The sequence below is a fragment of the Nocardia sp. AB354 genome, from assembly GCF_049538315.1.
In the GTDB taxonomy this organism is placed as follows: Bacteria; Actinomycetota; Actinomycetes; order Mycobacteriales; family Mycobacteriaceae; genus Nocardia; species Nocardia nova.
Genome location: NZ_JBMVFU010000005.1, coordinates 179,140 through 188,889, shown reverse-complemented (window position 1 = coordinate 188,889; position 9,750 = coordinate 179,140). Strand labels below are relative to the sequence as shown.

Genomic DNA, 9,750 nt, shown 5'->3' with positions numbered 1-9,750 from the left:
CGCTGAGCTCAACGCCCGGTCGCGCCGTCGATCAGTTCGCGCAGGATATCGGCGTGACCGGCATGGCGGCCGGTCTCCTCGATCATGTGGGTGAGGGCCCAGCGGACGCTGGGCCCGGGGCGTCCCGGTCGCGGCAGTGTCGCGGCGGGATCGGTGCATCCGTCGAGCACCCGGTTCGCGTGCGCCACCGCCTCGCGATAGCGGGCGACGACATCGGCCACGCTGTCGTCCGGGGCGGCCCGGAACGTCGCCTGCCAGTCGGTCACCCTGGCGCCGAGGAACATCGAGCGCTCGACGGCGGTGAGATGGACGAGCAGACCGAGCAGATTGGTGCCCGAAGCCACCGCGGCGGCTCGGGCCTGCGGTTCGGGCGCTCCCTCGACCTTCGCGGCGACGGAGGTGCGTAGATAGTCGAGGAAGCCGCGCAGTACCGCGAGCTCATCGGTCCCGGTCCGCGGCGGCGGGGTGTCCCTTCGGCGGGCTGCGGTGGGCATGGCGGCTCCTTCGCGGTCGAGGTGCGGTCGGGTCTTCAGCCTGGCGCCGGACGTGGCGAACTGGCACGGAATCTTGCTGTTCCGGCAAGATGGCCCGAATGGCTGAGGACCCGAATGGCTGAGAACACCGACGAGGTGCTCGGTGCGGTGGGCCCGCGGTTGCGCGCATTGCGCCGCGAGCGTGGGATCACCCTCGCCGACCTCGCGGCGAGCACCGGGGTGTCGGAAAGTACGTTGTCGCGCCTGGAGAGCGGGCAGCGGCGGGCGACCCTGGAATTGCTGCTGCCGCTGGCCCGCACCTACGACGTCCCGCTCGACGACCTGGTCGGGGCTCCGCGCACCGGCGACCCGCGCATCCACCTGAAGCCGATCCGGCGATTCGGCATGACCTTCGTGCCGCTGTCCCGGCGGCCCGGTGGCGTGCAGGCGTTCAAGATGATCATTCCCGCGTGCCCGCGACCGCTGGAGCCGACGCCGCAGACACACGAGGGCTTCGAATGGCTCTACGTGCTCAACGGCCGGCTGCGCCTGGTGCTCGGCGACCGCGATCTGACCCTGCCGCCCGGCGAGGCGGCGGAATTCGACACGTCGGTCCCGCACTGGCTGGGCAGTGCCGACGGCGGGGTGGTGGAACTGCTCATCCTGTTCGGCCCGCAGGGGATGCGCGCGCATGTGCGTCCCGGCGCGTCCGCCGAGGGGGAGAGCCGGTGGTGAGCGGAAACCGACGACACCGCCGAGGTCGTGCGCACAGTCACGGATCGAACCGCAGTACCGTATCGGCAACACCGCCGTACGTCATCGGACAGGATGGACATCGTATGCTCCGAATCGCGTCGATCGTTGTGGCTCTTGGCTTTTCGTCTCTGATCGCGTCCGCGCCGCAGGCGGGAGCCGTGGCCGAGGCGCAATGCGGCACCCCGCTGTCCGCCGCGGAGATCCAGACCGTCGCCGCGCTGTCGGATACCACGACCATCGGCGCCGGGCCCACCCTCGACCGGCTCGACGAGGCCGTGGCGCGAAACCATCGGATCGCCGACATACTTGCCTCCCACCATGATTGGCGCGGGTTGTTCGATGTGGGACTCGACGCCGTGGAACAGTCGCCGGTGCTGCCGCTGCAGCACGATGCCGGCGCCTTCGCCGACCCGGAATACGCCCACGCGATCAGCTACGAACTGCTGCGCCGTTTCCTGGTGAACCTGCACGCGGAATTCACCGGCGGCACGCCCGAGCCGCACTGGGCGTGGTATTTCCAGCTGGCCGGGCAATGCGACCAGTCGCCCGCCAGGGTCGCGATGGCCGGCTACAACGCACACCTGACGGTCGACCTCGCATACGCGGTCGCCGCGGTCGGCAGCAAACCCGAGAACGCGCCGGACTTCTTCCACATCGTCGACGCGATCGCCCGCAGCGGCGATCTGATCGTCGATCGGACCAGGCGGGTCTACAACGCCGACCTCGGGCCGCTGTGGCGGTTCTACTTCGTCGGCGAAGGGCTCGACCGGCTGTTCGGTCAGGGCGTGGCCACCGGGCCGCTGCTCGAGGTCGCCGACCTGGGTTACAACGTGGTGGTCTGGACCAACGGGCTGGCATTGCAGAATCCCGCCACCGCCGAGGCCACGCGCGCGGAGATCAACGCCCTCTGGTCGGCCGACGACGCGGCCTTCGCCGTACTCGCACGCCTCGGCGGTCTGTGAGCCGGGCCGGCCCCGTCAGTCGGCGGGCAGCGGGCGGCGGCCGGTGACGGTGAGCAGAATGTCCTTGGCGCACATCGTGATCGGCGTCCCCGAACCCAGCGTGACCGGCGCGTCGGACGCCCGCAGTTGCCGACCGGCCAGGTCGACCCCGAAGTAGCGCAGCGATTTCGGGCTCGCATTGTCCAGCACGAGGGCGATCCGTTCCGGCGGGGCGGGCGGCAGGCCCAGGGGCTCGGTGATGTCCAGGCCGTGGATCACGTCGTGGCTCAACGCGCCGACCACGCCGCCGCCCGGCGGACGCCACGGGTGGTCGACGTTGTCGCGCAGCGACGCGAGCAGTGCGGCATCGCTCATTCGTGCGGTGTCGGCGCGCGCGGCCCGGTCGGCGTAGCGGTGGAACGAGAAGCGCGCGCCGGCCAGGCCGCGCACGAACGCCCAGGTGGATGTCCGGTAAGGCATCGTCATGTGGGCGAGTACCTCGCGGACTCGCCAGCCCTCACACAGCGAGGGCGCGGCCCACTGCTCCGGCGTGAGGGTGGCGAGCAGATCCGCGAGGCGCCGGCGCTCGGCCACGGTGTGCTCGCGCAGGAGGTCGGTGTCGGTGGAGGTCATGAACCCGTCGTTTCGGTCGTAGGGCAGTGGTCACCTCTGTTACGAACCCGACGGCGGGAATTCATCGGTGGGTGCGCGGAAAATCGGCGGGAGGCCGAATTCGGCGAACCGGTCGCCGCTGCCCAGGTATGTCACCTGCCGCGCTATCGATCCCGACCGCGCCTCGATCGCGAGTAGCGCGAAGGGCCGCAGCACACCGTCGGTGTCGGGGCGGTACTGACCGAATCCGATCGAACCGTTCATCCGGACCGGTATCAGCCGATCGTCGATGCACGCCTCGCCCGCCGCGAAAACCGAGACGACGAGGTCGCGCCCGCTCAGTCGCCACGCGAACGGCGGCATACCGGATTCGGCGTCCTCGCACAGCAGCGCGGCGAGAGCGCCGACATCGTGGTTTTCGAAGGCCGCCACGTAGCGCCGGACCAGTTCCCGGTCGTCCGGATCGTCGGTATCGAGCGGATCCGTGGCGGAGTGCCGGACCGCGGCCAGGGTGGCGCGGGCGCGTTGCAGGGCGCTGTTGACCGCAGCCGGGGTCACCTCGAGCATGGTCGCGGTTTCGGCGGCGCTGAACGCCAGCACCTCGCGCAGGACCAGCACCGCCCGCTGGCGCGGTGGCAGATGTTGCAACGCCGCGACGAAGGCCAGCCGCACCGACTCGCGGCGAATCACGCGGTCGGCCGGGTCGAGCACCCGCGCGTCGGGGACCGGATCGAGCCATCGGTCGGCGGGCACCACCGCATCCGGATCGAATTCGGTCGAGACCGGGCCCTCCCACACCAGCATCCGGCGCCGCGCCGAGCGCAGCATGTCCAGGCAGATGTTGGTGGCGATGGCGTGGACCCAGGTCGACAGCCGGCCGCGCCCGGGATCGAAGCTGTCGAATCGGGTGTAGGCGCGAATCATCGTCTCCTGCACCGCGTCGTCGGCATCGGCCGACGAACCGAGCAGACGGTAGCAGTAGCCGGTCAGCGGAATCCGCAGCGCCTCGAGTGCATCGGACTCCGACAGCGGTTCACTCGCGGATACACTCACCGTCCCATGCTCGCACCCGCGTCCGGCCGGCGACAGCGGGACCGGCCGGGTAGCTTGCCGGTCATGAAGCTACGCGCGGGCGGGGTCGATTTTCACTACGTGGAGCACGGCACGGGCCGGCCGGTGCTGGTGCTGCACGGCGCCGGCGTCGATCATCGCGAGGCCGAGGCGTGCTTCGACCCGATACTCGGGGACACCGCCGGATTGCGGCGCATCTACCCCGACCTGCCCGGAACGGGATCCACCACCGCACCCGACACGCTGCGCTGCGCCGACGATGCCCTCGACGCGCTGCTGGGTTTCGCGGACGAGGTGACCGGCGGTGGTTTCCTGCTGATCGGCCACTCGGCCGGCGGGTACTACGCGCAGGCGATGGCCGCGCGGCGTGCCGATCGGGTGGCGGGCCTGGCGCTGGTCTGCCCGCTGTTGCCCGGATTGCGGGACATTCCGGCGCATCGCGTCGTGGCCGGGCAGGGCGATCTCGGCGACGACGATTTCCGCAGCTACTTCGTCGTCCGAACACCCGAAATGCTCGACCGTTACGAGCGTTTCGTCGCCCCGGCCGCCGCACCGGCCGATCCGGCCGCGGCCCGGCGCATCGGTGAGCGGTGGCAGCTGAGCCAGGACGGAGCACCGCCCTATCCGGGGCCGACCACGATCGTGGCCGGACGGCTGGATTCGACGGTCGGTTGTGCGGCGGCGACCGACTTGTTCGCGCGCAGTCCGCACGCGACGCTCGCCGTCGTCGACGAGGCCGGACATGCCCTTCCGCACGAACAGCCGGAACTGCTGCGCGCCCTGCTGGCCGAATGGCTCACGCGCGTGGCGCGCGCCGGCGATCGACCGTGACGTTCACCCGGCCGGTGCCGGCGGAGGCGGGACCAATCCGACATACACCTCGACATCGAATACATCGTGGTTTGCCAACGGAACGCTCGGAGAAAGGAACGCTGTGATAAGCGGAATCATTGCGGTTGTCGGAGCTTTGGCCTCGGGTCTCGGATCGATCCTCACCGGCCTGATCGGCGCCTTGCTCTGATCGAGGCTTCGCAGACCCGGTGAACCGATTCCGGCTTCGCCGGGTCTCCGTGGGCAGTTCGGCGCGCCGAGCGCCGAACTCTTGCCCGCGAGCGCATCGATGGGAAGAGTGGCCGCCGGATCTGTTCTCTCGACGAGGAGGCACGGCGTGCGTTTCGGCATCTTCATTCCGCAGGGCTGGCGACTGGATCTGGTCGGCATCGAACCGGGGGCGCAGTGGGGTGTGATGCGGGACCTGGCGCAGCGAGCCGACGCCGCGGACGTCTGGGAATCGCTGTGGGTCTACGACCACTTCCACACCGTGCCGGTTCCCACCGAGGAAGCGACACACGAGGCGTGGACGCTCATGTCGGCGTTCGCCGCCACCACCACGCGCATCCGGCTGGGCCAGATGTGCACGGCGATCAGCTATCGGAACCCGGCCTACCTCGCCAAGGTGGCCGCGACCGTGGATCTCGTCTCGGGCGGACGGGTCGAGATGGGTATCGGCGCCGGCTGGTACGAGCACGAGTGGCGCGCCTACGGCTACGGATTCCCCTCCGCGGGTGAGCGTTTGGGCCGGCTGGACGAGGGTGTGCAGATCTTCCGTCAGGCGTGGACCACCGGCACCGCCACCCTCGACGGCAAGTACTACCGGGTCGACGGCGCCCGGGTGTATCCGTTGCCGCTCCAGCACGGCGGTATTCCGATCTGGATCGCGGGTGGCGGCGAGAAGGTCACGCTGCGCATCGCCGCGAAATACGCGCAGTACACCAACTTCGCGGGCGATCCCGCGACCTTCACCCGCAAATCCGAGCTGCTGCGCGAGCATTGCGCCTCCGTCGGAACCGATTTCGACGCGATCACCCGCAGTGCCAACTTCAACACCGTGGTCGGCGCCACCGAGGCAGAGGTGCGCGAACGGCTGGACGCACTCGCCTCGCGGCTCGCTCCTGTGCTCGGGGCCGAGGCGGCGCGGAACTGGGTCGCCAACCTCTCCGCCGATTCCCTCGCGGTCGGCACACCGGAACAGATCGTCGAGAACCTGTCCCGGGTCCGCGATCTGGGCTTGTCGTACGCGATCCACAACTTCCCCGAATCGGCATACGATCTTTCCGGGGTGGAGTTGTTCGAGCGTGCGGTGATTCCCGCGTTGCGATGAACCGCCGCCCTCAGTCGACGCGCACGTCCTCCGGCGACCAGAACGCACGCATACCGGTGATCCGCGCGTCCTCGTCGAAGGTCATCACATCGATCGGTTCGATCGTCGTTGTGCGGGAACCGGTTTCGGTGACCACCCGGAACCGGAACGCCGCCGCCCCGCCCGCGATCCGCAGGTCGAGCAGTTCGGTGCGCATATGCGCGGAATCCAATGCGCCGTAGAACTTTTCGATCGCGGCCCGGCCGATGTGCGGTGGTGAACCGAACGGATCCTCCACGGTGGCATCCTCGCTGTAACATGCCGCCACATCGGCGGCCGACCCCGAGCCCACCGCCTCGAGATACCGGTGCACCGCTGCTCGAATCCGTTCCGCTGAAGCCATGGGACAACGAAAACACGGATCCGGCGCGGTGCCGCGGGCCGATCCCGCCTGCCGGGACGGTCGGCGAGCCGCCGGCGGGACATCCGAAGCCGCGACCAGGAAAGGGATACGCATGAACCATCGCATGGGCGCGGGTGCGGTATGAGCGCCGCCGACGACCACACGGACGACGAACGCTATCGGGAGCTCGCGGCGTCGGCCCGATCCCTGCTGGCGGGGGAACACGACCGGATCGCCAACGCCGCCAATCTGTCGGCGCTCGTCTATCACGTTCTTCCCGGCCTGAACTGGGTGGGATTCTATTTCTACGACGGGAGGGAGCTGGTGGTCGGCCCCTTCCAGGGCCGCCCGGCGTGTGTGCGGATCGGGCTGGATCGCGGTGTGTGCGGTGCGGCGGCGCGGACCCGCCGGACTCAACGCGTCGCCGACGTGCACGCGGTGCCCGACCATATCGCCTGTGATCCGCTGAGCAGATCCGAACTGGTGGTGCCGCTGGTGTCGGAGGGCGCGCTGCTCGGCGTCTTCGATCTGGACAGTCCCGAACTCGACCGATTCGGTCCGGTCGATCAGCGGGGCCTGGAGGAGATCGCGGCCATCTATCTCGCCTCGGTCGAGGGGAGGGACTGAGCGGACGTCCGGCTCGACGTCGCAGTGCTGCAACCGAATCGGAGGCGTGTTCCGGGTGTCGCCGGTCGGCTACGAGGCCGCCTGCATCGCCGGCCGGAAGGCCTGGGGGCTCGGCCGGCCCAAAGTCCACCTGGCCGCGGCCAGTGCCTCCGCGCACGACGCCTTCAGGCGTAGATGCTGGGGGCGGGGATAGCCGGCGGCGTCGACTTCTGCCCGCAGTCCCACGATTCGACGTTCCAGCAGGCGTGCGTCCGCGGTCTTCAGCCCGCGCCGCGCAGATGTCAACGCGGTCAACACTCTGCGCTGGAGATCGTCCATACAGCACACCTCCTGTGGTGATGGGCCTCGACGGTGACGAGGTTCGTTCCGGTGCGGATTGTCGATGGGTACCCCGGCGACGCGCCGTGAAAACGGCGCTCCCCGTTCGAGGCGCAATAAGGCAAACGGCTTGTACTGGACGAACATTCGTCCTCCGCGTCGGCGGGCTCGCCGGGACGAGGTTTGCCGCGGCGGGCAGCGGGGCACTCGAAGACTGGTCGTCATACCTCGGCCCCGCTTTGCCGGGCCGGTATGCCGCCGGTGTTGTTGACTCATCGCGTCGGATCGAGGTCCGTTATGCACAGTGACCCACCCGGTCGCACCGGTGCGTCGCCTGTTTCGGCGGCCGGGGTCGCCGCACTGCTGCGTGCCCTGCCCGGCTCACCGATGGCCGGGGTGACCGCGCACGGCGGAACGGTGCTCGAGATCGTGGCGGCGACGACGCATCGCGCGCGAATGGTCGAGGAGGCTCAGCTGCTCCACCCCGACAGCCCCGCTCGCGAGGTGGCGGCGACCGGCGTGCCGATCGTGATCACCGATCTCGCGGGCAGTTCGCGCTGGCCGGGGTGCGGCGCGGAACTGCGGTTGTGGGGAGTGCAGGCGGTGCAGTGCCAGCCGCTGTCCGACGACGACGGTTCGGTGGTCGGGGTCCTGAGCATCTACACCCCGGCCGCGAATGGGCTGAGCGAAGAACTCGCCGACGCACTGCATCCGGTGTGCCGTTGTGCCACCGACCTATTGCAGATCCGCCGCCGCAATCCACCGCGGCTGCGGCGGGACTGACGGCGGTACACCGCCGCGGCGGCGGTGTGGTCGCCGCCACTCGAAAGCTCACCGCCGGGGATCCGCCGTCGGTGATATCCGGGCCCTCATTAGCATCGACGTGGCGTACCCGTCGAGGAAACCGAGGACCTGCGTTGACTACCGAACAACTTGACCGCTGGAACGCCCAGGAAGCTGCCGCGGAGGCGATGATCCCCATCATCGGCACGTTGTATCGGGCGAAGGGTGTGACGGTCCTGCTGCACAGCCGGTCGCTGGTGAACCGGTCGGTGATCAGCATTCTGCGGACACACCGGTTCGCCCGCCAGATCGAGGGCGAAGAGCTGTCGGTGGACGAGACGCTGCCGTTCCTGCGCGTCCTGGACGAACTGGATCTCGGCCCGTGCAAGATCGATCTCGGCCAGCTGGTCGTGGCCTATCGCGCCGACGACCGCGGGCTCTCGGTTCGGGAGTTCACCGAGGTGGTTCTGGCCGAGGTGATCGGCGGCAACAAGGCGCAGTCGCCGGGTCCGCGCGATGTCGTGCTGTACGGCTTCGGCCGGATCGGCCGGCTGGTCACCCGCCTGCTCATCGAGAAGGTCGGCTCCGGCAACGGGCTGAACCTGCGCGCGGTGGTGGTTCGCCGCGGCGGCGACGGTGACCTGGCCAAGCGCGCGTCGCTGCTGCGCCGCGATTCGGTGCACGGGCACTTCAACGGCACCATCAAGGTCGACGCCGACAACGACACGATCATCGCCAACGGCAACGTCATCAAGTTCATCTACAGCGACGATCCGACGACCATCGACTACACCGAATACGGAATCGACGACGCGATCCTGATCGACAACACCGGCAAGTGGCGCGATCGCGACGGGCTGTCGCAGCATCTGCGCCCCGGCATCGCGAAGGTGGTCCTCACCGCACCCGGTAAGGGCGACGTCCCGAATATCGTGCACGGCGTCAACCACCGCGACCTCGATCTGACGCAGCGGATCTTCTCGTGCGCCTCCTGCACCACCAACGCGATCGTGCCGCCGCTCAAGGCCATGGACGACGAATTCGGCATCACCCGCGGCCACGTGGAAACCGTGCACTCGTTCACCAACGATCAGAATCTGCTGGACAACTACCACAAGGCGGACCGCCGCGGCCGCTCCGCGCCGTTCAACCTGGTTCTGACCGAAACCGGCGCCGCCTCCGCCGTCGCCAAGGCGATGCCGGACTTCAAGGCCAAGATCACCGGTAACTCGATTCGCGTCCCCACCCCGGATGTGTCCGTCGCCATCCTGAACCTGCAACTCGAACGGGAGACGACGAAGTCCGAGGTGCTCGAGTACCTGCGGCAGGTGTCGCTCGCCGGCCCGCTGAGCCGCAATCTCGACTACATCGCCGCGTCCGACGTGGTGTCCAGCGATTTCATCGGCTCGCGCGCGGCCTCGATCATCGACGCCAACGCCACCATCGTCGAGGGCGACACCGCGATCCTGTACTGCTGGTACGACAACGAATTCGGTTATTCGTCCCAGGTGGTCCGGACGGTGCAGTACATCTCGGGTATCGAGTACCCGACCTATCCGCGGTTCGCGGATCGGTCGCAGGATGCCGCCGATGTGCGCGCGCTCGCGGCGGTCGAGGCGGGGTAGC

General features: G+C 68.9%; 12 protein-coding genes. 7 read left to right on the top strand and 5 right to left on the bottom strand.

Features of this window, described 5'->3' with window-relative positions; translation table 11 throughout:
* Positions 1-8 precede the first annotated feature (8 nt).
* The gene (locus ACPCUW_RS09755; RefSeq protein WP_423424381.1) at positions 9-494 is read right to left on the bottom strand and encodes a DinB family protein; all 486 of its coding nucleotides are present in this window, start codon (positions 492-494) and stop codon (positions 9-11) included.
* Positions 495-608: 114 nt separating this feature from the next.
* Between ACPCUW_RS09755 and ACPCUW_RS09750 the strand changes: the two genes are divergently transcribed.
* The gene (locus ACPCUW_RS09750; RefSeq protein WP_063012884.1) at positions 609-1,208 is read left to right on the top strand and encodes a helix-turn-helix domain-containing protein; all 600 of its coding nucleotides are present in this window, start codon (positions 609-611) and stop codon (positions 1,206-1,208) included.
* Positions 1,209-1,387: 179 nt separating this feature from the next.
* On the top strand, positions 1,388-2,191 hold the full coding sequence (locus tag ACPCUW_RS09745; RefSeq protein ID WP_308248229.1) for a DUF5995 family protein: 804 nt from the start codon (positions 1,388-1,390) through the stop codon (positions 2,189-2,191).
* A 15-nt stretch (positions 2,192-2,206) separates the two neighbouring features.
* On the opposite strand, the gene ACPCUW_RS09740 is transcribed toward ACPCUW_RS09745, so the two are convergent.
* Positions 2,207-2,803 carry a maleylpyruvate isomerase family mycothiol-dependent enzyme gene (locus tag ACPCUW_RS09740; RefSeq protein WP_423424380.1) on the bottom strand — a complete coding sequence of 199 codons (597 nt, stop codon included), beginning with the start codon at positions 2,801-2,803 and terminating at the stop codon, positions 2,207-2,209.
* A 39-nt stretch (positions 2,804-2,842) separates the two neighbouring features.
* On the bottom strand, positions 2,843-3,835 hold the full coding sequence (locus ACPCUW_RS09735; protein WP_423424379.1) for an RNA polymerase subunit sigma-70: 993 nt from the start codon (positions 3,833-3,835) through the stop codon (positions 2,843-2,845).
* A 63-nt stretch (positions 3,836-3,898) separates the two neighbouring features.
* Between ACPCUW_RS09735 and ACPCUW_RS09730 the strand changes: the two genes are divergently transcribed.
* Positions 3,899-4,684, top strand: coding sequence for an alpha/beta fold hydrolase (locus ACPCUW_RS09730; protein WP_423424378.1), 786 nt, complete (start codon positions 3,899-3,901; stop codon positions 4,682-4,684).
* A gap of 337 nt (positions 4,685-5,021) precedes the next feature.
* On the top strand, positions 5,022-6,014 hold the full coding sequence (locus tag ACPCUW_RS09725) for an LLM class F420-dependent oxidoreductase (protein ID WP_423424377.1): 993 nt from the start codon (positions 5,022-5,024) through the stop codon (positions 6,012-6,014).
* Positions 6,015-6,024: 10 nt separating this feature from the next.
* On the opposite strand, the gene ACPCUW_RS09720 is transcribed toward ACPCUW_RS09725, so the two are convergent.
* A complete protein-coding gene (locus tag ACPCUW_RS09720; protein WP_030513687.1) occupies positions 6,025-6,396 on the bottom strand; it encodes a nuclear transport factor 2 family protein in 372 nt (123 codons plus the stop codon).
* A 141-nt stretch (positions 6,397-6,537) separates the two neighbouring features.
* Here ACPCUW_RS09720 and ACPCUW_RS09715 point away from each other — a divergent pair, with 141 nt between their 5' ends.
* The gene (locus tag ACPCUW_RS09715) at positions 6,538-7,023 is read left to right on the top strand and encodes a GAF domain-containing protein (RefSeq protein ID WP_423424376.1); all 486 of its coding nucleotides are present in this window, start codon (positions 6,538-6,540) and stop codon (positions 7,021-7,023) included.
* Positions 7,024-7,092: 69 nt separating this feature from the next.
* Here the strand turns inward: ACPCUW_RS09715 and ACPCUW_RS09710 are convergent, their stop codons facing one another.
* Positions 7,093-7,341 carry a hypothetical protein gene (locus ACPCUW_RS09710; protein WP_030513689.1) on the bottom strand — a complete coding sequence of 83 codons (249 nt, stop codon included), beginning with the start codon at positions 7,339-7,341 and terminating at the stop codon, positions 7,093-7,095.
* A gap of 297 nt (positions 7,342-7,638) precedes the next feature.
* Here ACPCUW_RS09710 and ACPCUW_RS09705 point away from each other — a divergent pair, with 297 nt between their 5' ends.
* Complete coding sequence (locus ACPCUW_RS09705; RefSeq protein WP_063012871.1) at positions 7,639-8,124, top strand: GAF domain-containing protein; 486 nt, start codon at positions 7,639-7,641, stop codon at positions 8,122-8,124.
* A 188-nt stretch (positions 8,125-8,312) separates the two neighbouring features.
* Positions 8,313-9,749 (top strand): glyceraldehyde-3-phosphate dehydrogenase, encoded by a 1,437-nt coding sequence (locus ACPCUW_RS09700; protein WP_245925620.1) that lies wholly within the window; start codon positions 8,313-8,315, stop codon positions 9,747-9,749.
* The last annotated feature ends 1 nt before the right edge of the window (position 9,750 follow it).

Excerpts from the sequence above, each read along its gene's own strand:
- ACPCUW_RS09710 (WP_030513689.1), bottom strand. The coding sequence starts at position 7,341 with ATGGACGATCTCCAGCGCAGAGTGTTGACCGCGTTGACATCTGCGCGG.
- ACPCUW_RS09750 (WP_063012884.1), top strand. The coding sequence starts at position 609 with ATGGCTGAGAACACCGACGAGGTGCTCGGTGCGGTGGGCCCGCGGTTG.
- ACPCUW_RS09705 (WP_063012871.1), top strand. The coding sequence starts at position 7,639 with ATGCACAGTGACCCACCCGGTCGCACCGGTGCGTCGCCTGTTTCGGCG.
- ACPCUW_RS09720 (WP_030513687.1), bottom strand. The coding sequence starts at position 6,396 with ATGGCTTCAGCGGAACGGATTCGAGCAGCGGTGCACCGGTATCTCGAG.
- ACPCUW_RS09740 (WP_423424380.1), bottom strand. The coding sequence starts at position 2,803 with ATGACCTCCACCGACACCGACCTCCTGCGCGAGCACACCGTGGCCGAG.
- ACPCUW_RS09730 (WP_423424378.1), top strand. The coding sequence starts at position 3,899 with ATGAAGCTACGCGCGGGCGGGGTCGATTTTCACTACGTGGAGCACGGC.
- ACPCUW_RS09700 (WP_245925620.1), top strand. The coding sequence starts at position 8,313 with ATGATCCCCATCATCGGCACGTTGTATCGGGCGAAGGGTGTGACGGTC.
- ACPCUW_RS09715 (WP_423424376.1), top strand. The coding sequence starts at position 6,538 with ATGAGCGCCGCCGACGACCACACGGACGACGAACGCTATCGGGAGCTC.
- ACPCUW_RS09755 (WP_423424381.1), bottom strand. The coding sequence starts at position 494 with ATGCCCACCGCAGCCCGCCGAAGGGACACCCCGCCGCCGCGGACCGGG.